The organism is Nocardia bhagyanarayanae (assembly GCF_006716565.1).
GTDB classification, from domain to species: domain Bacteria; phylum Actinomycetota; class Actinomycetes; order Mycobacteriales; family Mycobacteriaceae; genus Nocardia; species Nocardia bhagyanarayanae.
In genome coordinates, this window is the sequence record NZ_VFPG01000001.1 from 2,808,541 (window position 1) to 2,831,151 (window position 22,611).

Annotated in this window: 20 protein-coding genes and 1 riboswitch; of the genes, 8 read left to right on the plus strand and 12 right to left on the minus strand. The window is 70.9% G+C overall.

Translation table 11 applies throughout. The annotated features are described in order from the left end of the window. Positions 1 to 172: 172 nt before the first annotated feature. From FB390_RS11965 to FB390_RS11980, 4 genes are all read right to left on the minus strand, one after another. Positions 173 to 952: an ABC transporter permease gene (locus FB390_RS11965; RefSeq protein WP_141809015.1), complete on the minus strand. Its 780-nt coding sequence runs from the start codon at positions 950 to 952 to the stop codon at positions 173 to 175. Continuing rightward, positions 949 to 1,899, minus strand: a complete 951-nt coding sequence (locus FB390_RS11970) for an ABC transporter ATP-binding protein (protein WP_141809016.1) — start codon at positions 1,897 to 1,899, stop codon at positions 949 to 951. The genes FB390_RS11965 and FB390_RS11970 overlap by 4 nt, the downstream gene beginning before the upstream one ends. Beyond that, entirely contained in the window at positions 1,896 to 2,627 is a 732-nt protein-coding gene (locus tag FB390_RS11975) for a hypothetical protein (RefSeq protein ID WP_141809017.1), read from the minus strand. Before FB390_RS11975 ends, FB390_RS11970 begins: the two co-directional genes overlap by 4 nt. Positions 2,628 to 2,763: 136 nt before the next feature. Beyond that, a complete protein-coding gene (locus FB390_RS11980; RefSeq protein ID WP_141809018.1) occupies positions 2,764 to 3,789 on the minus strand; it encodes a glutathione S-transferase family protein in 1,026 nt (341 codons plus the stop codon). Positions 3,790 to 3,827: 38 nt separating this feature from the next. Here FB390_RS11980 and FB390_RS11985 point away from each other — a divergent pair, with 38 nt between their 5' ends. Then, entirely contained in the window at positions 3,828 to 4,622 is a 795-nt protein-coding gene (locus tag FB390_RS11985) for an enoyl-CoA hydratase/isomerase family protein (RefSeq protein WP_141809019.1), read from the plus strand. A 97-nt stretch (positions 4,623 to 4,719) separates the two neighbouring features. Beyond that, entirely contained in the window at positions 4,720 to 5,943 is a 1,224-nt protein-coding gene (locus FB390_RS11990) for a class I adenylate-forming enzyme family protein (protein WP_141809020.1), read from the plus strand. A gap of 29 nt (positions 5,944 to 5,972) precedes the next feature. Here the strand turns inward: FB390_RS11990 and FB390_RS11995 are convergent, their stop codons facing one another. Then, positions 5,973 to 6,719 (minus strand): tyrosine-protein phosphatase, encoded by a 747-nt coding sequence (locus tag FB390_RS11995; RefSeq protein WP_141809021.1) that lies wholly within the window; start codon positions 6,717 to 6,719, stop codon positions 5,973 to 5,975. Between the two features lie 407 nt (positions 6,720 to 7,126). Here FB390_RS11995 and FB390_RS12000 point away from each other — a divergent pair, with 407 nt between their 5' ends. Beyond that, positions 7,127 to 7,606 carry a TetR family transcriptional regulator gene (locus tag FB390_RS12000; protein WP_246123981.1) on the plus strand — a complete coding sequence of 160 codons (480 nt, stop codon included), beginning with the start codon at positions 7,127 to 7,129 and terminating at the stop codon, positions 7,604 to 7,606. Positions 7,607 to 7,654: 48 nt separating this feature from the next. Continuing rightward, positions 7,655 to 8,833 carry an amino acid deaminase/aldolase gene (locus FB390_RS12005; protein ID WP_141809022.1) on the plus strand — a complete coding sequence of 393 codons (1,179 nt, stop codon included), beginning with the start codon at positions 7,655 to 7,657 and terminating at the stop codon, positions 8,831 to 8,833. 18 nt (positions 8,834 to 8,851) lie between these two features. Here the strand turns inward: FB390_RS12005 and FB390_RS12010 are convergent, their stop codons facing one another. Together FB390_RS12010 and FB390_RS12015 are read right to left on the minus strand one after the other, a co-directional pair. After that, complete coding sequence (locus FB390_RS12010) at positions 8,852 to 12,193, minus strand: AAA domain-containing protein (RefSeq protein WP_246123982.1); 3,342 nt, start codon at positions 12,191 to 12,193, stop codon at positions 8,852 to 8,854. A gap of 115 nt (positions 12,194 to 12,308) precedes the next feature. Then, positions 12,309 to 14,117 (minus strand): DEAD/DEAH box helicase, encoded by a 1,809-nt coding sequence (locus FB390_RS12015; protein ID WP_185757011.1) that lies wholly within the window; start codon positions 14,115 to 14,117, stop codon positions 12,309 to 12,311. 62 nt (positions 14,118 to 14,179) lie between these two features. On the opposite strand from FB390_RS12015, the gene FB390_RS12020 reads away from it, so the two are divergent. Further along, positions 14,180 to 15,034 (plus strand): carbon-nitrogen hydrolase family protein, encoded by an 855-nt coding sequence (locus FB390_RS12020; RefSeq protein ID WP_141809024.1) that lies wholly within the window; start codon positions 14,180 to 14,182, stop codon positions 15,032 to 15,034. A gap of 11 nt (positions 15,035 to 15,045) precedes the next feature. Continuing rightward, complete coding sequence (locus FB390_RS12025) at positions 15,046 to 15,669, plus strand: phosphoribosyltransferase (RefSeq protein ID WP_141809025.1); 624 nt, start codon at positions 15,046 to 15,048, stop codon at positions 15,667 to 15,669. An 18-nt stretch (positions 15,670 to 15,687) separates the two neighbouring features. On the opposite strand, the gene FB390_RS12030 is transcribed toward FB390_RS12025, so the two are convergent. From FB390_RS12030 to FB390_RS12050, 5 genes are read right to left on the minus strand one after another with little or no spacing between them, the layout of a single operon-like run. Next, positions 15,688 to 16,215: a gamma carbonic anhydrase family protein gene (locus tag FB390_RS12030; protein ID WP_097244868.1), complete on the minus strand. Its 528-nt coding sequence runs from the start codon at positions 16,213 to 16,215 to the stop codon at positions 15,688 to 15,690. Positions 16,216 to 16,242: 27 nt separating this feature from the next. Next, positions 16,243 to 17,109, minus strand: a complete 867-nt coding sequence (locus FB390_RS12035) for an ESX secretion-associated protein EspG (protein WP_246123983.1) — start codon at positions 17,107 to 17,109, stop codon at positions 16,243 to 16,245. Continuing rightward, positions 17,091 to 18,377 carry a WXG100 family type VII secretion target gene (locus tag FB390_RS12040; protein ID WP_141809026.1) on the minus strand — a complete coding sequence of 429 codons (1,287 nt, stop codon included), beginning with the start codon at positions 18,375 to 18,377 and terminating at the stop codon, positions 17,091 to 17,093. The genes FB390_RS12035 and FB390_RS12040 overlap by 19 nt, the downstream gene beginning before the upstream one ends. Next, positions 18,370 to 18,771, minus strand: a complete 402-nt coding sequence (locus FB390_RS12045) for a hypothetical protein (protein ID WP_141809027.1) — start codon at positions 18,769 to 18,771, stop codon at positions 18,370 to 18,372. Before FB390_RS12045 ends, FB390_RS12040 begins: the two co-directional genes overlap by 8 nt. 53 nt (positions 18,772 to 18,824) lie before the next feature. Then, positions 18,825 to 19,547: an alpha/beta hydrolase gene (locus FB390_RS12050; protein ID WP_141809028.1), complete on the minus strand. Its 723-nt coding sequence runs from the start codon at positions 19,545 to 19,547 to the stop codon at positions 18,825 to 18,827. 103 nt (positions 19,548 to 19,650) lie between these two features. Here FB390_RS12050 and FB390_RS12055 point away from each other — a divergent pair, with 103 nt between their 5' ends. Together FB390_RS12055 and FB390_RS12060 are read left to right on the plus strand one after the other, a co-directional pair. Continuing rightward, positions 19,651 to 20,565, plus strand: coding sequence for an SMP-30/gluconolactonase/LRE family protein (locus tag FB390_RS12055; RefSeq protein WP_141809029.1), 915 nt, complete (start codon positions 19,651 to 19,653; stop codon positions 20,563 to 20,565). Positions 20,566 to 20,813: 248 nt separating this feature from the next. Next, a riboswitch (cobalamin riboswitch) is annotated at positions 20,814 to 20,999 on the plus strand. A 19-nt stretch (positions 21,000 to 21,018) separates the two neighbouring features. Continuing rightward, entirely contained in the window at positions 21,019 to 22,611 is a 1,593-nt protein-coding gene (locus FB390_RS12060) for an ABC transporter substrate-binding protein (RefSeq protein WP_141809030.1), read from the plus strand.

The window sequence follows — 22,611 nt, forward strand, 5'->3', positions numbered from 1 at the left end:
TGGCCGCGGCGAAGGCGGAGGTACGCCATCGAAGGTAACGACGCGCGGCGACACACCGCTTGTTCCCGGAGTCTGCCCCCCGATCTTGGCGTGTCCGGGCGGATCTGATCTCGCCGCCATGACAACGCAGGGGGATTGGCGCGGGCGAGCGCCCTCGGGTGACGGTCGCGGGTCACATATCGCGGCCGCGCAGCTGCCACCAGCCCGCGCCGGCGATTCCGATCGTCCACAACAGTAGGACGACGAAGGCGGCCGGGGTCGGGGCGAGGATGTCGCTGTCGGGGAAGGAGCCGACCGCCACGGTGGCGACGGTCGCCGACCCCGGCAGCAGGGTGACCACGCCGCCGAGCCCGATGCCATTGGCCACCAACCAGATCAGCGGCTCGATGACGAGCAGCCAGCCGAGGATCAGCGCCACCGCGCCGGTCGACTGGCGCAGCAGCAACCCGAGTCCGGCGCCGAGCAGCGACCAGCAGACCGCGGCGAGCAGACCGGTGCCCAACACCGTCAGCAATCGGGTGCCGAACTCGAACTTGCCCCGGCCGAACGCCAGCAGGCAGGCGAACGCGCACACCTCGACAAGCACCGCGACCGCCAGCGTGTACGCGCCGGTGACCAGCAGTTTGGCCGCCGCGAGCCGATCGCGGTCCGCGGTGAACAGCGAGGTCACCGGCATGGTCCGATAGCGGAACTCACCGCCGGCTCCCGCGGCGCCGAACACGGCGGCGGCCAGGATCGTCGCGGCCAGCGCCAGATACAGCCCGATGGTCGCGGCGCCGGTGGCCAGCGCGGACTTCGGGTCCGCGGGCCCGGCCATCACCGATGTCACCGTGGCGGCCACCAGCGCGACGGCGGGCAGCGTCACCCCGAGCGCCAGGCACCAGCGCAGCGTGTAGACCTTGCGGACCTCGGAGTTGACCGGCGGCACGAGGTCCGGTGGCAGAGTGATCATCGCGGAATCCCGTAGGGCGTCGGCTGCGGATGGGGTGCGTGCGCCGCGGGCGGCGGGAACATCGGCGCCGCGGTCTTGCTCGGTTTCGTCAGCGAGGCGAGGACCCGGTCGGGGTGGATCGGATCCGGGGTGACGCTGTCCAGCCGCACCCCGGCGGCCTTGGCCGCGTCGGTGATCTCGGCCTCGCTCGCCTCGGCCACCGCGAGCCGCCCGTCCGGGCGGATGACCGCGTCGGTGTAGCCGCGCGCGGCGAGCATCGTGGCCAGCGCCACCGGGGTGGACGCGGCGACCACAAGTCGGTCGGGGTGATTGCGGCGCAGTTTCGCGGGAGTGCCCTGGTAGACCACCGCGCCCTCGCTCACCACGATCAGCTGATCGGCCATCGCCACCACCGAGGCGAGGCTCGCGCTGGACAGCAGCACCGTGCCGCCGCGGCGGGTGTGCCTGCGCAGGAAATCGTGCAGCCAGCCGCGTTCGGCGGGATCGAGTCCCTCGGTGGGCTCGTCCAGGATCAGCACCGGCGGATCGGTGAGCAACGCGGTGGCCAGTGCCAGCCTGGTCTGCTGACCGATCGACAGCGCGCCCGCCTTGACGCGCGCGGCATCCGTCATGCCGACCGCCTCGAGCACCGCGTCGACCCGCGCGTCCGGAACTCCGGCCGCGGCCGCGTACACCAGCAGGTGGTCCCGGGCGGCGCGCCCCGGATGCAGTCCGCGCGGCGCGAGCATCCCGCCCACCGGCGACGCGGTGATCTCCGCGCTACCCGAGGACGGTTCCAGCAGACCGAGCAGGATCCGCAGAATGGTGGTCTTGCCCGAGCCCGCGGGACCGACCAGCGCCGCGGTGCTCCCCGCGGGAACGCTGAAGCCGACGTCCTCGACGGCCGAACCGAGTTCGTACCGCTTGCTCAGGCCGCGAACGACCAAAGCCGTTTTGGCTCGGGTCATTTCGGGTCGGCGGGGAAGTGCGGCGGGGTGGCGTCGAGCGCGGGCAGCGGATCGGCCTCGACGACGAGCTGCCGGTCGGCCGGCCAGAAGGCAGGCGCGGGCCCGAAGGCCTTCCGCGCGTTGAGCACCGTGGTCTTGCCGAGCGCGCGGTTGCCGACGCCGCCGATCACCGCGCCGATGCCCATCGGGATCACCTTGCCCGCCATCAGCGCCATCCGCTTGGTGAGGAACCGGACGATGAACCGCTTCATCAGCGTGTCGTTCATGCCGGACAGACCCGGTACCCGGTTGGCGAGCAGGGTGCCCCAGTTCTTGGCCGACCGTCCGACCGAACGCTCCACGATCTCCATGCCGGAATCGCCGAGCACCACCGCGAGCACCAGCGCCCTGCGCTGCTCCTTGGCCTCCGGCGCGACCCCGTGCACCGCGGCGTTCGCCAGCGTGTACAGCGCGGAGGCCTCCAGGAAGAACGCCGTCTCCGCGGTGATGGTGGCCAGCGAGGCCACCGTGCCGACGCCGGGCATCGCGGCGGTCGCGCCCGCCGCGGTGCCGCTGCCGGTCACCGCGAGCAGGTACTGGCGCTCGATCCGGGCGAGGATCTGCGCAGGGGTCTCGTCGGGATGGGCGCGCCTGATCCGATCGATGTACTTCTCGACCGCGGGCGCCTGCAGCTTCGACCCGTTCTCGAGCAAGGCGACCACGGTCTTCTCGAATCCGCTGTGCCGCATCGGCAACACCCCTTAAGTCTCAGCCTTCGCTGCCAGAACTCTATGGCACCGAACCATCGTCGGCCCAACACGACAACGAACCGGCTCATGGTCCGGGTTCCCGCGCCGCGCCACCCGAAACGACGGCCTCCGCCGGTCAGGCCGGGCCGTGCAGGGCGGGCACCCGCTCCGACAGCGGCGGCGGTGGCGGCGGGGTGCCCTCGCCGAACGGCCTGCCGCCCAGCTCGTCGCGGCCGTGCGGGGTCAGCCAGTTGCTCAGGTCGGGTCCCTTCGGTACCACCTTGGTCGGGTTGATGTCGGTGTGCACCACGTAGTAGTGGGTCTTGATCTGGGCGAAGTCGACGGTGTCGCCGAAGCCGGGGGTTTGGTACAGGTCGCGGGCGTAGGCCCACAGCACCGGCATCTCGCTCAGTTTCTGCCGGTTGCACTTGAAGTGGCCGTGGTAGACGGCGTCGAACCTGACCAGCGTGGTGAACAGCCGCACGTCGGCCTCGGTGATGGTGTCGCCGACCAGGAAGCGTTGTCCGGCAAGGCGATCCGAGAGCCAGTCCAGCCGGGCGAAGAGCCGGTCGTAGGCCGCGTCGTAGGCGTCCTGGGCGCCGGCGAAGCCGCAGCGGTAGACGCCGTTGTTCACATCCCGGAAGACGACGTCGTTGACCTCGTCGATCTCGGCGCGCAGCGACTCGGGGTACAGCTGGGGCGCGCCTTCCCGGTGGAACTTCGTCCATTCGGTGGAGAAGTCCAGCGTCATCCGGGCGTAGTCGTTGGTGACCACCTGACCGGTCGGGATGTCGACCACCGCGGGGACGGTGATGCCGCGCGGGTAGCCGGGGAACCGGGCCAGGTAGGCGTCGCGCAGTCGCGGGATGCCGAGCACCAGGTCGACGCCGCCGGGATCGAGGTCGAAGGTCCAGCTCAGCTTGTCGTGGGTGGGGCCGCACAGGCCCAGCGAGAGCACGTCCTCCAGGCCCAGCAGCCTGCGCACGATGAGCGTGCGATTGGCCCACGGGCACGCGCGCGCCGCGACCAGCCGATACCGCCCCGGCTCCACCGGATAACCGTCGCGTCCGTCGGCCGTGATGCGGGTGGTGATGTAGTTGGTGTCCCGCTTGAACTCACCCGGTTCGACGTACGAACCGCTTTCGGATGCCGCCTTGGTCACACGATCAGTCTGGCAGATGGAGGTTCTAGGCTGGCGCAATGAGCGAAACCAAGGCCACTCGGCTGGAACGGGAAATCACCGACGGCGGCGCGGAGGTCGCCGTCCTGACGCTGGCCAATCCGCCGCTGAACCTCTTCGATCGGGCGATGCTGGACGCGCTGGTGCAGGACATCGCCGAGCTGAGCGCCAACCCGCCGCGCGCGTTGTTGCTGCGCGCGGAGGGCAAGGTGGTCTCCGGCGGCGTCGACGTGCACGTCTTCGACGGCCTGACCACCGAGCAGGGCGCGGAGCTGTGGCGTTCGCTGTTCGCGCAGATCATCCATCCGCTGGAGGCGCTGCCCTGTCCGGTGCTCTTCGCCGCGCACGGCCTGACCCTGACCGCCGCCTTCGAGATCGCGCTGGCCTGCGACATCATCCTGGCCGCGCCGAAGGCGAAGTTCGGTCTGGTGGAGACGGTGGTCGGCCTGACCCCGTCGATGGGCGGTCCGCAGCGGCTCGCCGAGCGCGCCGGATCGGGCCGCGCGCGGGAATTCGTGATGACCGGCGATCTCTACGACGCGGCGACCATGGCCGAGTGGGGCGTGGTCAACGGCGTGCACGAGGACGTGGACGGCGCGGCGCGGGAACTCGCGCACCGGCTGGCGCAGGGCCCCACCAAGGCACACGCGGCGACCAAGCGGATCGTCGAGGCCTGGCGCTCCGGCGGTGTCGCGCACGCCGATTCGGTGACCCCCGAGGTGTCCGGCGAACTCTTCGCGACCGACGATCTGCGCGGCGCGGTGCGCAGCTTCCTCGAGGTCGGACCGGGCAAGGCGACGTACACGGGCCGGTGACGGCGGGGACACGGTAATTCGACTATTCCCGCGAAATTGTGATCCGCGTCATATAGTCGCAGGTGCCTGGCAGCTAGAGGCATCGCGCGGAGGACAAATGTCGCAGCTCTTGGTCGAATACCCCCTGACTCACTCGCCCGCGTGTGGAAACCCGCTGGCCCGCGGCGCGGACGGTGTGCTGCGCTACGGCAATCTCACCCCGGCGCTCACCGAGCTGCTCGACCTGCAGGTGCACGCCTTCGCGGCGCGCGAGGCGGTCGTCGAGCTCGGTGGGACACGGCTCACCTACCGGGAGCTGTGGCACTCGGCCTCGCGCATCGCGGGCGGCCTGCAGGAACACGGCGTCGGCTACGGCGACCGGGTCGCCATCCACATGCCCGCAGGCGCGCGCTGGGTGCAGGCGTTCCTCGGCGCGCTGCTCAGCGGCGCGGTGCCGGTGCTGGTGCACGACGGGCTTCCGGCGAAGGTGGCCGAGCAGGTGATCGCCGACAGCAAGGCGGATTTCGTGCTCGGTCACGGCGCCCGCGGCGGTGAGGTGGAGCTACCCGACGGCGCCGCGTTCATCGACGACGGCGCGGCGCTCAACGATCTGGCGCTGCTCTGCTACACCAGCGGCACCCGCAAGGGCGTCGAGCTGACCAACGAGAACCTGCTCTCGGCGGTCCGCTCGGTGGTCGCCGCGCTGGACCTGCCCACCGACGGTGTGCGCAATCTGGTGCTGCCGCCGCTGGCGCACGCCAGCGGATGCGTCGACCAGCTGCTGCCCACCTTCGCGGTCGGCGGCACCGTGGTGCTCGCCGCGGAGGGCCGCGGTCTCGCGGAAGCCATTGTGGCCGAACGGATCGACATGGTCTCGGGCACGCCGCGCATCTTCGCGGGCCTGCTGCCCGAGCTGGCCGCGCTGCGCGCCGACGGCGTGCCCACCGAGGGCATCAGCCGGGTCAGCAGCGCCGGGCATCGCGCCGAACGGACCGCGGGCGGCTTGGCTGCCGCGCTGCGCGACGCGTTTCCCTCGGCCCGGCATTGGTCGGTGTGGGGCGCCACCGAGACGAGCGGCATCGGCCTCGCCGTGGACGACACCGAGACGCCCGCCGACGCGGGCCGCGTCCTCGGATTCCCGTTCGGCGGCACGGAATTGGCGCTGTGGGGTCCGCGGGCCGGGGCCGGGCAGGGCGAACTGCTCTGTCGCGGACCGAACGTCACCCGGCGGTACTGGAACGACCCGGAGACCACCGCGCACCGGTTCACCGGCAGCTGGTTCCACACCGGCGATCAAGTGTCGATCGACGCGCAGGGCCTGGTCCGGCGCGAAATCGCCTGACCTGTGGCCTGTTTCGACTCCGAACGGAGCTATTCCAGCATCCGGTCGCGCAACCGCCCGCGCAGCTCGGGCGTCAGCCCGACGACGTCGAGGTAGCGGTCGAAGTCCCCGTGCAGTTGCCGTACCGATTCCAGCGCCATGCCGAGGTACTCCTCGCGCACACCGAGCAGATCTTCGGAGAAGCTCGCGCCCGGCGGCAGGGTGGGCTCGATCAACGCGCGCAGCGGTTCGACCGCCTGATTGCTGAGCAGGTAGTCGGCGAACACGTCCTCCTCGACGACGTCCACCGCGCGCAGCAGCGTCGCCACCGCCCAGCCGGTGCGGTCCTTGCCCGCCGCGCAGTGCACCAGCACCGCGCCGTCGCCGCGCACGATCGACTCCGCGATCGAGATGATCGCGGAGTTCGCCTCCGGCAGCGCGGGGAACTCGCGGTAGACCTCGAGCATGTGGTCGAACGCGGAGCCGGTGCGCGACTCGTGCGGCGGCGCCTCGCCCATTCGCGAGTCGAAGGGCGTCACGCTGCGCCGCACGCCGTCGGGCAGGTTGTCGTGGCCCATGTGGTCGATCTCCCGCACACCGCGCAGGTCGAAGACCTCGCTGACGCCGAGTTCGCGCAGCGTGCGGTGGCCGTCCGCGTCGAGGCCGCTCAGCTGCGCCGAACGCAGCAGCACGCCGCGGCGCAGCTTGGCGCCGCCGACCGTGCGCAGGCCGCCGGTGTCGCGGAAGTTGAACGTGCCGGAGAGGAAGAACTGATCGGCGGGAGGCGGGAGAGTCACCGATCCAGGCTATCGGCCGTGCGCATCGCGGCGGTGTCGTTCCCGGATCGAACGCCGAACAGCCGGTGAACCGGTTACACGGCGCTATTGTGCGCTTCACCACAGTGTGGGCGGCGTGGTACCGCTGACCGTAAGGTGGAACATTGTGTGTCTTCCGGCCGCGAGGGTCCGGGAGTCGCCCAGGAACGCCGATTCGTGGGGCACTGCAGCGTTGCAGAGACATTCCGTTTGGGTAACAAAACATTCTTCCGGTCTGGAATACCCGCTGAACCCGTTCTCAAACCCCGAAAACCCTCTACCATTGATGAACGTTGGACCGGGCAGCCTGGGGATTTCTGGCAGCTCGCCCACGTTCAGCGAGTCGCGCCAATGGAGGTGCGCGAGTTCTTTCGCCGAGGGAGTCGTCGTTGAGCGCACGTGGAGAAATAGTGGAGAGTCGGTTGCGGCCGACGATCTGCGAGGCCGTGGAGAAGGCGGCCGCCTCGCTCGATATCACCGGAGTGCGGGCACTGCGGGTGCTGTTGCATGCCGGTGTCACCGCGTACTGGCCGCTGGTCAAGGCCGCGCCGACCAAGCAGATCCGCGCCTACGAGGCGACCGTGCAGACGCTGCGCGAGCGCTGGGAGGTGCGGTCCGAATCCATGCCCGACCCCGTCGCGGCGGCTATGTTCCGCGAGATGGACGCCGAGGTCGGCAACTTCCTGCAGCTCTGCGCCGATCGCTCCGGCACCCAGTGGCTGGAGCCGGTGGACGACATCGCCACCTACGTGGTGTCGGTCCTGCAGGGGGCGGTGTTGCGCTGGCTGGCCGACTGCAACGACGAGACCACGCTCGTGGTTTCGGACGATCTGGTGAGCGGCTTGACCACCCGGGCAGCCGAAGTCTGAGCCGCCCAATACTGGACGTTTGACCAGTTTGGTGGTTGAGTTGTTCTGGTGAGCGAGACATCGCCGATCGCCGGACTGCACGCCGCCACCGCCGACCTCGACCCCCCGCTGGCCGCGCTCGATCTGACCGCGCTGCGCGCCAACGCCGCCGACCTGGTCCGCCGCGCGAACGGCGTCCCGATCCGTGTCGCCAGCAAGTCCGTGCGCTGCCGCGCCGTCCTGGAAGCCGTGCTCGGCGGTGATCTGACCGCGGCCGACGGCTTCGCGGGCATCATGTCCTACTCCCTGCGCGAGGCGCTCTGGCTGGCCGGTCTCGGCGCCCGCGACATCCTGCTCGGCTACCCGACCGTGGACCGCGCGGCTCTCGCCGAACTCGCCGCCGACGACACCCTGCTCGGCGCGATCACCCTCATGATCGACGACGTCGAGCAGCTCGAGCTGATCCGCGCGGCCGTCGGCACCGACCGGGTGCGGCCCCGCGTCTGCTTGGACGTGGACGCCTCGTTGCGGATCGGACCGCTGCACCTCGGCGTGCGCCGCTCGCCGATCCGCACCCCCGAACAGGCCGCCGCGCTGGCGCGCGCCGCGCTCGACCGCGGCTTCGACGTGGTCGGCGTGATGACCTACGAGGCGCAGATCGCCGGACTGCCCGACAGCAATGTCGCGGTGCGGCTGGTCAAGCGGGCCTCGGCCGCCGAGATCGCCAAGCGCCGGGCGCGGGTGCTGGATGCGGTGCGTTCGGTGGTCGGGAAGCTGGAGATCGTCAACAGCGGCGGCACCGGCTCGATCGAGGTCAGCATCGCCGATCCGGATGTCACCGAGGTGACCGCCGGTTCGGGTCTCTACGTGCCGACGCTGTTCGATCACTACCGCGCTTTCACCCCGCGACCCGCGCTGTTCTTCGCCACCCCCGTGCTGCGCAAACCGACGCCGTCCATCGCGACGGTGTTCGCGGGCGGCTACATCGCCTCCGGTCCGACCGGCGCGTCGCGGGTGCCTAAACCGGTATGGCCCAGTGGCTTACGCCTCATCGGTACCGAGGGCGCCGGTGAGGTGCAGACTCCGCTGACGGCCGCGTCCGAACTGCGCGTCGGCGACCGGGTGTGGTTCCGCCACGCCAAGGCCGGTGAACTGTGCGAGCGGTTCGATCGAGTGCACCTCGTCGAGGCGGACGGCAGCCGCAGCACCGTGCCCACCTACCGAGGTGAGGGCAAGAACTTCGGCTGATCCGAGATCCGGCCCGGCTCAGCTCAATTGGAGGAAGCGGGCCAGGTCGGGCAGGTCGTCGGGTGCGGCGGGCAGGTACTCGGTGAGCAGCGGCGACCGAATGATCACCGCGCGCCACATGGCCCGCGACACCGCGGCGCGAACCAGATTGGGCGACAACAGGAACGACATGCCGTGCGGCGCGTCGGCCGGGCTCGACGTGGTCATCGACAGCAGTACGACCGCGGCCTCCCTGCCGCGGAAGCGGTCGACGGTGCCGACGAGCACGTCCTCGATCTTGGCGCGCGCCAGCATGGTCCGGATCCGGCCGACCTGAGCGCCGTACGGCGCGACGACGAAGATGTCGTGCGGGTGCAGCCGCCGCGTGGTCGCGCCCATCGTCCACGGCAGGCCGAGCAGGGCGCGCACCTGGCGCACCACCTCGCGTGCCTCGGCCGCCGATTCGGTGGCGTTGCCGTAGTGATCGACGAGGACGGTGCCGATCCCCGGCTCGACGCCGTCGAGTTGTCGCGCCAGCGTGACTGTTTCGTTGGAGCGCAGCCTGCCGTCGTAGAACAGCCGGGAGATCGGCTCGCACACCCGTGGATGCATCCGCCAGGTGCGATCGAGGAGGTAACCGCGCTCGGGCGGGACGGTGCCGCGACCCGCGAGCAACCAGCCGAGGACCGATTCGCCCACCGGCCCCGGATGCGCGCTGCGCGCCGCGGTGGGCTGCGGATCGCCGAGCAGCAGGAGGTTGCGCGCGCTGCCCGCCACCGTCGCGGTCTCCGCCAACGGGAACCGGCCCGCGTCCGCGATCACCAGCAGGTCCAGGCTGTCGGCGGGAACCACCGCGTCGTCGGCGAAATCGGCGGCCAGCCCGCCGATGACGCAACCGTTCACGGCGTTGTCCAGGAACCGTGGATAGCGCGCCCCGTCGATCACCGCCCACTCCGGCGCCACGGCCTCGGCGTCCTTCTTCGCCACCAACTCCGGAAGCACGCCGACCGCGACGATCGCGTCCAGCAGGCTCTCCACCGTCGAATGCGCTTGCGCCACAACGCCGATCCGCCACTTGTTCCGGACGACGAGCCGTTCCAGCACACGCGCGACGGTGGAGTTCTTCCCGGTGCCCGACGGGCTCTGCACCACCAGGTAGGACTCGTCCAATGCGCGGGTGGCGGCGGTGATGGCGGCGGCGTGGTCGCCGTGCACCTCCGGCAGCGGGGCGTCCCCGCGCAGTCGCGGCGCGCGCCGGGCCAGGATGTCGAACAGCGCGCAGTCCGGGATCTCCGGCAGCGTCACCAGTAGCCGCTGCGCGGCCGATTCCATGGCCGCCTCGGCGTTCTCGTCCCAGGCGGGCAAGCCGGGCGCTATGGCGATGGGTAGCTCGTCGTAGGGTTCGCAGCCGTCCGGTAGGAGTTCCTCCAGCCGGACGGTGTCGTCGAAGTCGGCGTCGACCGCGCAGCCGAGCACCGTCGCCGTCGCGGTGCCGCGCTTGCCCGCGGCGGTGCGCATGCCCGCGGCCACCGGACGGTCGTAGTAGGTGTAGACGGTCGTGCCCGGCGCGAGCGCGGCCGCGCCACCGCCGTCGCGACCGGTGCCGATCCGGCCGGTCAGCGTCAGATACCTGCGCATGGACGGGCGGTTGGGGCTGTGATGCCACTTGGTGTCCACGGTGCCCCAATCGGCGATCAGTACGCCGGACGCGTCGGGCCATTCGTGCACGGGGTGGCTGAGCCGATCGGCGTGCGAGTACCACAGCGGCTGGCGTTCGCGCCTGCGGTAGCCGAGCGCCGCGGCCATCAGCGCCGCTGGGTGATCCGGATTCCCCTGGACCGCGGCGTATTCCGCGAGCGCGGCCTCCACCGAGGACGGGCCGGACATGGGCGCGAGCTGCGGCGGCTCTACCTCCGAGTACAGGTCGGCGTTCGACGGGACGCCCGCCCGGGGATCGGTGTGCTGGCCGGCCAGTTCCAGCAGCCAGTCGCGCAGGCGAAGCACCGTGACGCAGGCGGGTTCCGGTGTGCCCGCGGCCTCGGGCAGCAAGCGCCGCAGCCGATCCAGCCCGTACGAGTCCTCGCCGACCAGCAGCGCGTTGCGCACGATCGGATACAGGTCGACGAGCACACCCTCGCGCAGCAGTTCGTCGGCGATCTCCTCGCCGACGCCCGACTCCCCGGTCCAGCGCAGCAGCGCCGAGCGCACCTCGGAGGTGTAGTGGTAGACGCGCATGTACGGGAACGTCCGTCGCCGGTGCGCGAGCAGGTCGAGCACCCGGCTCAGCGCGTCCCGCCACGCCGCGTCCTCGTCGACCGCCGCCGCGGCGAACGGCGCGCGCAAGGACAGGTGCACGGCGCCCGGCTCGCCGATCTCGATCGCCGCGAGGCGTCCACGGTCGTCGGTGCCGACGGTCAGCGAGAGATCGCCCGGAGTCGCGGGCGGCAGCCCGGCGAGCGCGAGCGCGTCGACGAGCGTGTGCGCGGGACGGCCCGAATCCTCGCTGCGCCGTTGGATTTCCGCCTGCCTGCGCAGCGTTGTCACGGTGCGCGGCGGCAGGCCATGCACCGCGCCGTCCAGCCCGCCGAGCCGGTCGATGGTGCTCACCCCGGCCTCGCGCAGCCTGGCGCGAGCAGCGGGGGACATGCCCGCGACGAGGAGTAGATCGCGCGCGGCGGTCAGCTCGGCCGTGCAGGTGGGGCAGTGGCCGCAGGCGAGATACCGCGGATCGCCCCACTGGACGGGGAGCAACTCGCCGAGCTTGTCCTCCAAGATCCGTTCGACGCGCCGCCGCCTCGCCAGGTAGACCGGAACCAGATCGGCGAGCGGATGTTCGGCGCTGTCCGCGCCGAGATGCAGCCGGGCCACGGGTGCGGCGAGGCCGCCGCCCGCGTCCAAAGCAACAGCGCAGGCGGCCGATTCGAGCGCTGTGCCCACCCGGTCCCACGGTGTCGCGGCGGCGCCGTGCACCGTGTAGCGCACCCGATGACTCGCGCGGACCAGGTACTCGCACGAGCACGCGAACCCGCCGTCGAAGAAGGTGGCGTTGTGCACCACCGCCACGCCCGCGCGCAGCGCCGCCCGGGTCTGCTCGTGCGCGTCCCGCAGCGCCGCTACCCGCCCCCCCGGATCGTCCGGATCCTGTGGTGGCTGGCGGATCTCGACCATTCCGCTGCCGTAGCGGTCGCGAAAATCGGCGAGCCTGCGTTCGCGGGAATCGTCGACGCGGTGCGGCTCGGCCGCGAAAGTTCGCGCGGCGGCGGCTTCGATGTCGTCCGGAAGCGAGCCCAGTTCGGTGTCGAGGGCACGCAGCAACGCGAATTCACAGCGCGCCGCGCGCACGAGATCAGCGGCGGCGCATACGACACGATCACCGAACACGAACAAACGCGCCCTCCTGTGTCTTCGCCGGGACACCCGCACCGGGCGCGCTGGCGTGCGCGCCGGTCGGCAACACCTTAGCTAGCCCGCGTGACCTCGGCGTACCCCGCCCGGCTCAGGAGCGTGGCTTACGGCGCTCCGGGCGCTTGCCCGCGTCGCGGTCGCGGCGCGGACCCCGGCTGAACGAGCGGTGCGAGGGCGGGCCCTGGTCCAGCTGCAACTGGATGAGCACGCCGCTGATCCTGGTGCGCCGCAAGGCTTCCAGTGTCTCGGCGGGCAGCTGCGCGGGCAGCTCGACCAGACTGTGGTCCGGCCGAATGCTGATATGCCCGAAGTCGCTGCGCCGCAAACCACCCTCGTTGGCGATGGCGCCGACGATCGCGCCGGGCACCACGCGGTGCCGCTTGCCGACGCTGATCCGGTAGGTGGCCAGCTCCGTGCCGGTGCCGCGGTGATGCGAGGCCGCGGGACGGTCCTCGTCGAACCGGCGGGCGGGCCGTTCCCTCGGCACGCGCTCGCGCCGCTCCGGCTCGGGTTCGGGCTCCATGAAGAAGTTGTCGCCGTCGTAGGAGCCGACCGCCAGCGCGGCGGCGATGTCGACGAGCGGGATGTTGTGCTCGCGCTCGTAGTCCTCGATCAGCTTGCGGAACAGCGGCAGATTCGCCGAGGACAGGTTCTCGGTGATCGCGTCGCCGAACTTCGCCACGCGCTGGGCGTTCACGTCCTCGACGCTGGGCAGCTGCATCTCCTCGAGCGGGTGGCGCGTGGCGCGCTCGATCGCCTTGAGCAGATGGCGTTCCCGCGGCGCGACGAACAGCAGCGCCTGGCCGCTGCGCCCGGCGCGGCCGGTGCGGCCGATGCGGTGCACGTAGGACTCGGTGTCGTGCGGGATGTCGTAGTTGACCACATGCGAGATGCGGTCCACGTCCAGGCCGCGCGCGGCGACGTCGGTGGCGACCAGGATGTCCAGCGCGCCGGACTTGAGCTGGCCGATCGTCCGCTCGCGCTGGTTCTGGGCGATGTCGCCGTTGATCGCCGCGGCGGAGAAACCCCGTGCGCGTAGCTTCTCGGCGAGCTCCTCGGTGCCCTGCTTGGTGCGCACGAAGATGATCATCGCCTCGAAGGACTCGACCTCGAGGACCCTGGTCAGCGCGTCCAGCTTGCGCTGGTGCGAGACCTGCACCCAGCGCTGGGTGATGTTGGTGTTGGTCTGGGTCTTGGCCTTGACCGTGATCTCGACCGGGTCGTGCAGGTACTGCTTGGAGATCTTGCGGATCGCCGAGGGCATGGTGGCCGAGAACAGCGCGACCTGCTTGTCGGTGGGCGTCTCGGCGAGAATCCGCTCGACGTCCTCCTGGAAGCCCATCTTGAGCATCTCGTCGGCCTCGTCGAGCACCAGGTACTGGAGCTGGGAGAGGTCGAGCGTGCCCTTCTCCAGGTGGTCGATGACACGACCCGGCGTGCCGACGACGACGTGCGCGCCGCGGCGCAGGCCGGACAGCTGCACGCCGTAGCTCTGACCGCCGTAGATCGGCAGCACGTGCAGGCCTGGCATGTGCGCGGCGTAGCGGCCGAACGCCTCGGCGACCTGGATGGCCAGCTCGCGGGTCGGCGCGAGCACCAGCGCGCGCGGCTGCTTGCCCTCGGCCCGCAGACCCATCAGGATCGGGATCGCGAATGCGGCGGTTTTGCCGGTGCCGGTCTGCGCGAGGCCGACCACGTCGGCGCCCTCCAGCAGCGGCGGAATGGTCGCCGACTGGATCGGCGACGGCGATTCGTATCCCACGTCGGCGATGGCCCGCAAAATGCGGTCATCGATACCCAAGTCGGCGAACGAAGGGCCGGCAGTGGGGGAATCGATTTCGTTCCCAGCCGAGTCCCTGTCGTTGTCGCCAGGAACGCTGTCGACCTCATTGGTATTCATTGACCAGCAGTTTACTGCCTGGCGGTGGCCGTCCTGGCCACCGGGCCAATACGGTGAGACCTATGCAACTGAACGACGCGCCCGAACATCAGGATCAGTCCGTTTCTCCGGTGGCCGTCGCGGTCGTCCAGTTCGCCCCCGGGAAGGATCCGGCGGGCAATCTCGCCGCGCTGCGCGAGCACGTCGGGACCGCCGCGAGCCGCGGCGCGCGGTTGGTGGTCGCGCCCGAATACTCGATGTTTGCCGTGACCCGGCTCGACGAACGTGTCGTGGCCGTCGCCGAGCCCCTGACCGGCCCGTTCGCCACCGGACTCGGCGCGATCGCCAAGGAGTTCGCGGTGCATCTGGTGGCGGGCATGGTCGAGCAGGTGGCTCCTGGCGCGGACCGCATTCGCAACACGCTGCTGGTGTTCGGGCCCGACGGCGAACTCATCACGCGGTATCGGAAGGTGCACCTCTACGACGCCTTCGGCTATGTGGAATCCAACGTGGTCGAGCCCGGCGCGATCGAGGCGCCGCCGATCTTCGCGGTCGACGGCGTGCGCTTCGGCGTGCAGACCTGTTTCGATCTGCGCTTCCCCGAGGGTTTCCGTCGCATCGCCGCCGCGGGGGCGGAGGCGCTGGTGTTGCCCGCGCAGTGGATCCCCGGCCCGGCCAAGGTGGACCAGTGGACGACGCTGCTGCGGGCCAGGGCCATCGAGAACACGGTGTACGTGCTCGCCGCCGACCAGAGCGCGCCGCGCGGCGCGGGCGCGTCGATGATCGTCGATCCGACCGGCAGCGTGCTGGCCGAGCTCGGCGACGAACCCGGCGTGCTCACCGCGGACGTCGACCTCGCGCACCTGGCGACGGTGCGGACCGCCAACCCGAGCCTGGCGTTGCGCCGATTCGCGATCACCGAGCGCGCACCGGAGTAGCGTTCGAATCGATGATCTACGCCGATCGGACCGCCGCCGGTCGCGCGCTTGGTGCCCAGTTGGAACACCTGCGCGCGTCGAAGCCGCTGGTGCTCGGCTTGCCCCGCGGCGGTGTCCCGGTCGCCGCGGCGGTGCGCGAGATCATCGGGGGCGATCTGGACATCCTGCTGGTGCGCAAGCTCGGCGTGCCGTGGCAGCCGGAGCTGGCCATGGGCGCGATCGGCGAGGACGGGGTCCGGGTGCTCAATTCGGACGTGCTCGCGCACACCGGCGTCACCCAGCGCAGGCTGGCGGCGATCGAGGAGGCCGAGCGCGCCGAGCTCGAGCGGCGCAGGGAGGTGCTGCGCGGCGACGCGAAGCCGGTGCCGATCGCCGGGCGCACCGTGGTGATCGTCGACGACGGGATGGCGACCGGCGCGACCGTGGTGGTCGCCTGCCGGGTCGCGCGCCTGCACCAGCCGACGCGCGTCGTCGTCGGCGTTCCGGTGTCCTCCATCGAGGCGATACGCCGGGTGGAGGCCGAGGCCGACGAGGTGGTGTGTCCGTTCGTGCCGCGCAGCCTCGGCGGCGTCGGCGTCGCCTATCGGGACTTCCACCAGCTCGCCGACCACGAGGTCACCGATCTGCTGAACTGAGCGGTGCGGCTGAACCGATCAGCCGACTTCGCTGATGCCCTTGCGGTGCCGCTGCGCGAGTTCGGCGTAGAACCCCGGGTTCAGCTGCACCCACATCTGCGCCTGGGTGCCCTCGATCGGACGCTTCACCTCCGCGGGGGAACCGGCCGCGAGCACGCCGTCGGGAATCTCGGTGCCCGGCGCCACCAGCGAATGCGCGGCGATCATGCTGCCCGCGCCGATCTTGGCCAGGTCCAGCACCGTGGTGCCGTTGCCGACGATCGCCTCCGCGCCGACGGACGCGCCGTGGAAGACCACGCTGTGCGCGATGGTCGCACCGGGACCGATCTCCATCGGCACGTCCGGCGGCACGTGCAGCACGGCGTTGTCCTGGATGTTGGCGCGTTCCCGGATGGTGATCGGGGCGAGGTCGGCGCGCAGCACCGCGCCGTACCAGATCGAGGCGCCCGCCTCGACCCGCACGTCACCGATCAGCGTCGCGGTCGGCGCGACGAACGCCGTCGGATCGACCTGCGGTCGCTTGCCTTCGAATTCGTAGAGTGGCACGGCTACAGGTCTACCAGCGCCGGGCCGCTACCACCGCTCGGATCGCGCGGTCGTCTTCTCGGCCGCGGTCAGCATCGGACGCAGGTGGGCGGCGAAGGTCTCCGCGTTCACCGGCGCGATGTGCACGTCGGCGCCGGTGCGGACGGCGTAGCGTCCGTCCTCGGCGACGTCGATCCAGCACAGCACCCCGAACGGTTTCAGCTCCTCGGCGCGGCGGATGGACACCACGATCTGGCCGATGCCGTCGCGCGGACGGGCGAGCAGGCGGCGGATCCGCGCAGGCGCCGACGGACCCGAGACCGGAACGGTCACCAGATCGCGGCTGTCCTCCTTGACCCGTGACAGCGGCGAGCTGAGCCGGGCCACGGTGCCGGGCGGGTTCTCCGGAAGCATCGAGATCACCCGGGCCGGAAGGCTTTTCGGGCTGCCGACGAACAGGCGGATGTCGCCGCCGCGGTCGGGTGTGGGGCCAGGGCGTTGCGCGGCGACCACCGCGACGTTGCCGGAGGCGACGCCGAGAACGCGCACGGGCTTCGCGGCGTCGGTGTCGGGCGCGGCCGTCCCCGGCCCCGTGGCCGCGCCGATGGCGAATTCCGCCGCGTCCGTGAGGTATTCGTCGTCCGGCGCGGCGGCGCGGTTGGTCGGTCGGTGCTCGCCGAACACCTCGACCCGCACCGTCGGCCGCGCCAGCAGCCGCAGCGCGGCCTCCAGATCGGCGTCCAGCGTCCGCTCGCACCACGCGTGCAGCGCGGGCAGTTGCGCCGCCCGCTCCACCGAGTCGCGTGCCGAGAGCCGAACGGCCAGCGGGTACGGAATACGGTCACCGTCGGTGCGCTCCCAGGCCATGGCGAACTGGTCCGGGGTCAGCGTCCAGTTCACTCCAGCTCGGTCCATTCGCCGACGACCGGTGGCGTGGTCGGATCGAGTTCGCCGATCAACTCGCCGGTTTCGTCCGCGGGTTCGAGGAAGGTCAGATCGTCGTCGACCCAGTGCAGTTCGTCGTCCTCGTCCTCGGCACGGGCGGCCGCGGCCTTGGACGCGACGCTGGAACCGTGCCGGGTGTTGTCGGCCGCGGCGAGCGCGCCGCCCATGAGCCCGCCGACGGCGCCCGCGCCCATGCCGGTGACGGCCTCGCTGTTGGCGTCCCTGCGCCGTTCCTCGCGCTTGCGCTCGTCCTCGGCGGATGTCGTTCCGCTGCCGGGCAGTGTCGCGCCGGTCAGGGCGGTGGAGGCCGTGCCAACGGGAGCCGAAAGAGCTTGGCGCGGTGCGCGATCCGTCGGCGCCGCTGTGGCGGCGGACGGCGCGTCGGCCGCGACGGTGACGGGCTTGGCCGCGGCGGGCGTCGTGTCGGTGGCGGGCGGGGCGGTGATCGGTACGGCGGAGGCCGGGGTCACCGTCGCGGGCGTTGTGTCGGTGGCCGGTCGTTGCTCCGGTTCGTTTTCGGTCTCACGTTCCGGTTCGCCGATCGGCGCGGGCGTCGACGTGAGCGTCGAAACCGGTTGGGCTTCAGGGTTTTCCACGGTATTCACCGGGAGGCCCAACGCAGTGCCCGGCGTGCTAGCGCCCGGGATATTGCCTGTCGGCACGATCGGCGCGTCGTCCGGGAACGCCGGAACCCCCGAACCGCTTTGCAGGAACGCGTTGGCGTAGATGGTGTCCATGGCCTGCACGACGTCTTGACGGTCGTGCTCGGTGGTCTTCTGGGTGGTGATGTTGCCGGTCGCCTGATTCGGATCCAGCAGTGCGGCCGACAGATCCGGCTCGGCGCCGGACGGCGAACCGACCGCGGACCGCAGCGTCTCGGCGGCGTCGCCCGCCTGGCCGAGCCGCTGCGCCACCGCCGCCATCACATCGGCGAGCTGCTGGCCGCGCTGTTCGAAATCGCGCACCGCGTCGGCGGCGGTCTGCGCCGCGCCGCCACGCCAGCCGTCGGCGATGGTGGAGCGAATCTCGTTGTGCGCCTCCGCGACCGACTCGATCAGGCCGGTCGCCGAGGTCTGCCAGGCCTGCTGACCGGCATTGAGCACCGCCGGGTCGAGCAGCTGTACCTTGCCGTGGATTTCCTGGTGGGTGAGGTTGTCGAAGACCTCGACGCTCGGCGCGTAGGCCGGGTCGACGCGGGTGTGCGGCGCGCGTTCGGTCTGGTACGGAATCTCACGCATGCGCGGCTCCCGTCGCGTCCACCCTGGCGACCGCGGCCGCGAGTTCGGTGTCGGCCTCGGTGTAGGCCATCGCCGCGGCGCGGAAGGTCTGGGCCAGCGCCCGCGCCGAGTCGGCGTAGTCGCGCAGCCGCGCGATCGCGCCCTCGGCCTTGTCCTCGAAACCGCGCCGTAGCGCGGCGCCGGAGGCGAAACCGCCGAAGCCTGGGAGGGATACGGCCGCGCTGAGCACACCGATCTGCGCTTCGACCTCGTCGGCGAGCTGCTCGTAGCGCCGCGCGCACCGTTCGTGCGCGCCGTCGGCGACCAGCACGCCGTCGATCCAGAGCCTGCCCTCGTCGACCGCTTGGTTCAGTGCCGCGAGTCGCGGTCGCGCCGCGCTGTCTTGTGGTTGCACCGCCCCGTCCCCCTTGTCTCCTCATCGTGCCGCGTCGTGCGGCCGTACTCGGTTCACGCGTGCCGTGCCAACCCCACGACGACGCGCTGCGTCCAGTCCGCGATGTCGGCGCCGACTCGCGCGTGCACCGGCTCGTGCAGCAGATCGTGCCCGGCGTCGGCGTACTCGCGTAAATCTACCCATTCGTGGCGTGCAGTCCAGACCCGCATCGCATCGATCGGGGCGCGACGGTCCTCCGTTCCGTGCACCGCGAGGATCGGAAGGCCGGACGGCAGCGGGGTGCCGGGAGCGCCGGGCAGACCGCTGCCGAGTGCGCGGCGCGGCACGGCCGAGAGCACCAGACCGGTCAGCGTGCCGGGGCTGATGCTCGGAACGGTCGGGAAGTTCGCCTCGACGGCGTTCAGGTCGGTGGCCGTGCTCGCGTCCGGGACCGCGGCGCCGAGCATGCCGAGCGCGGTGACCGCGCCGAGCGAATGCCCCATCAGCACCAGCGGCGTGTCCGGCAGTTCGACGCGCAGCAGGTCCACCAGTCTGGTCGCGTCCGCGACCAGCTCGGCGAGGGTGCCGGGATGCGCGGGGTCGCCTTCACTGAGGCCGTGTCCCGCGGTATCCAATCCCCACACTTCGATACCGATCGACCGTAGAAGCCGGGCGAACCGGTGATAGTGGCCGCTGTGCTGGCCGATACCGGGCAGTAGCATCGCCACCGCCTCGGGGTGGTCGACCGTCCAGCGCCGATAGTGCAGCCTGCCGCGCGTGCCGTCGAAGTAGAGCATGCACTGATAGTGCCAAACCTTCTGCACTTCATGGGACTTCACCATTCCGGTGAAAGGGCGGTTACACTGCGCGCGTTCGCGGTGCCCGATCAGGAGGTCCCAGGTGTCCGTCGTCGAATTGCCCGCGCTCTTGCGCCGCGCCGTTCCCGCGCTCGCCGTCGCCTTGGCCTGCGCCGGAGTCGCCGCGCCGGGCGCGACCGCGGAACCCGGCCCCGCTTGCGCGCCCGCCACCTCGGCGACCGCGCTGCCCGCCGCCGTCCCGGTGCTGGACTGGGCGGAGAACCTCGGCTACGACCGGCAGGGCAACCTATGGGTTTCCCGGCTATACCGCAACGAGGTGCAGCGCTACGACGACGCCGGGCGGCTGACCGCCACGGTCCCGGTGGAGTTTCCCGGCGCCGTCCGGCTCGGACCCGACGGGCTGATGTACGTCGTGTACGGCGACGCGCCGACCAGCGTCGTGCGCCCCGGCGGCGTCGTCCGTTTCGATCCGGCCGCCGCCGAACCGCGCCCGGAGATCTTCGCGTCCGGCTTCACCATGCCCAACGGCGCGGCCTTCGACACCGACGGTTCGCTCTACGTCGCCTCCGCGACCGGGGTGATCCGCGTCGGCCGCGACGGCGTCGTCGACGCGGGCTGGACCGAGCGAGCAAAGTTGAACGCCAACGGCATCGCCGTGCACGACGGCACGGTGTACCTGACCTCCAACGGCGGACCGCTCGGGCGGGTCCTGCGTTTCCCGGTCACCGAACCGGACCGCCGCACCGTCCTCACGGATCTGACGTCCGCGCTCCCCGGCGTCCCCGACTTCGCCGACGACCTGCTGGTGGACGAGGCGGGCGCGGTCTACGTGACCACGCTGTCCGGCCAGCTCGTCCGGATCGATCCGAGCGGCCAGTCCTGCCGCGTCCTCTCGGCCGAACCGATGACGTCGGTCGTCGCCGTCCCCGGTCGTCCCGGCGAACTCCTCGCCGGTACCGAGCGCGGCGCGGTCCTGCGCATCCAGCTGGCCCCCTGACGCAACCCCCTCGGCTCGCAGTGAGCCCGCTCGACCACCATTTCTCTCCCGTCGATAGCGAAATTGATTCGATGGGAGTCGAATGGCGGTGCGACACGCCTTCACAACCGCCATTTCTCTCCCGTCGATTCGTCGACGCGTGGCCTATGCGCAACTGTCTGGCGATCAGCGTGCGGCACTGGTTGGGGGCTGTTCAACGGTGGTCTGGGGCGCGGTGATTGGACCTCGGGCCGCGGAAGCTGGGAAGCCGCACGTCGGCGCCCGGCGGTATCGTCCAACGGCGACGCGGGGAACACCGGTGTGAATCCGGGGCTGTCCCGCAACTGTCACCGAGGAGCAATCCGCCGATTCATGGCCACGACCTGCCCGGGTTGGAAGGCCGGCGGTGCGCGTCGATCCGGGAGCCAGGACACCCGCGTCGGATGTATCGGGACGACTCTCCACGAGGATGGCATGGACAACTCGACAGGATCCCGACGGCCGCTTGGCCGCCGGGAGTTATTGCTGCGCGGCGCCGGAGCGGCGGGTCTCGTCGCGCTCGGCGGCATCGGTGTGCTCACCGGTTGCGGGACCGACGGATCGACCGGAGTACCGGAGGGCCCGCCGCGCGCGGGCGGCCGGCTGCGCGCCGCGATCGCCGGACGCGCCGCGAGCGTCGACGTGCTCGACCCGCACCGGGCGGGCAGTTCCGCGGGCGGCGCGGTCGCCAAGAACGTGTGGGACAAGCTGGTCGCCTACAACAACGACCTCACCCTGCGGTACCGGCTCGCGCAGTCGCTGGAGCCCAACGCGGACGGCAGCGAATGGCGGATCACCCTGCGCCCCGGCGTCGTCTTCAGCGACGGCACGCCGCTGACCGCGCGGGATGTGTTGTGGAGCTTCGAGCGCATGCTCGACCCGGCCAAGCAGTCCTCCGGCGACCTCGCGGTGGTCGACATGGCCCGTACCAGGGCCGACGGCGATCTCGGCGTCGTCGTCGCGATGAAGACGCCGATCGCGGACTTCGGCTCGGTGCTCGCGGGGTGGTACTGCTACGTCGTCAAGGACGGCAGCACGGTGTTCGACGAGCGGACCCTCCCGGTCGGCACCGGTCCGTTCGCGCTGCGCTCGTGGTCGCCGGGCGACCGAACGCTGTTGCGGCGCAACGAGAAATACTGGGACGGTCCGGTGCACCTGGACGAGGTCGAGATCATCCAGATCGCCGAGACCGAGGCGCGGATGAACGCCTTCCTCTCCGGCGAAGTGGATCTGGTGCAGGAGATGTCGTATCTACAGGCGCGGTCGCTGGACAGCGATCCGGACGCCTACGTCGTCACGCCACCGGCGGGTCTCATGGGCGCCTTCCAAATGCGCGTGGACGAACCGCCTTTCGACGATGTGCGGGTCCGCCAGGCCATGCGGTTGGCGGTCGATCGGCAGGCCATGGTCGACTCGGTGTACTACGGCTACGGCGAGGTCGGCAACGACATCTACGGCAAGGGCGCGCCCTTCTACAACGACAGCCTGCCGCAGCGGACCTACGACCCCGAGCGGGCCAGGCAACTGCTGAAGGAAGCGGGCAAGGAGAACCTGACCGTCACCTTGCAGACCGCCGACGCGATTCCCGGGATGGTCGAATCGGCAACGCTTTTCGCCGAGCACGCCAAGGCCGCGGGTATCACGATCCGGCTGGAGACGGTCCCCGCCGACACCTACTTCTCCCGGGTTTCGGGCAAGCAGCCGCTGACCCATATCGGCTGGTGGAACTACAGTCTGGACTACTTCTACGGTCAGACCATGACCAGCGCCTCGCCGAGCAACGGCACCGGTTGGCGTCGCCCGGCGTGGGACGCCAAGTTCGCCGCGGCGCGCGCCGAGATGAATCAACAGCGGCGTCGCGAGCTGTATTTCGAACTCCAAGAGGAACTCTGGCAGGAAGGCGGCTACATCCTGCACAGTTTCGCGAAGCGGCCGGACGCCGCGCGCAATCGGGTGCGGGGCGTCCGCGACGGCGTGCCGGGCACCGACGACTGGGCGAACTTCGCCACCACCTGGCTGGCGTCGTAG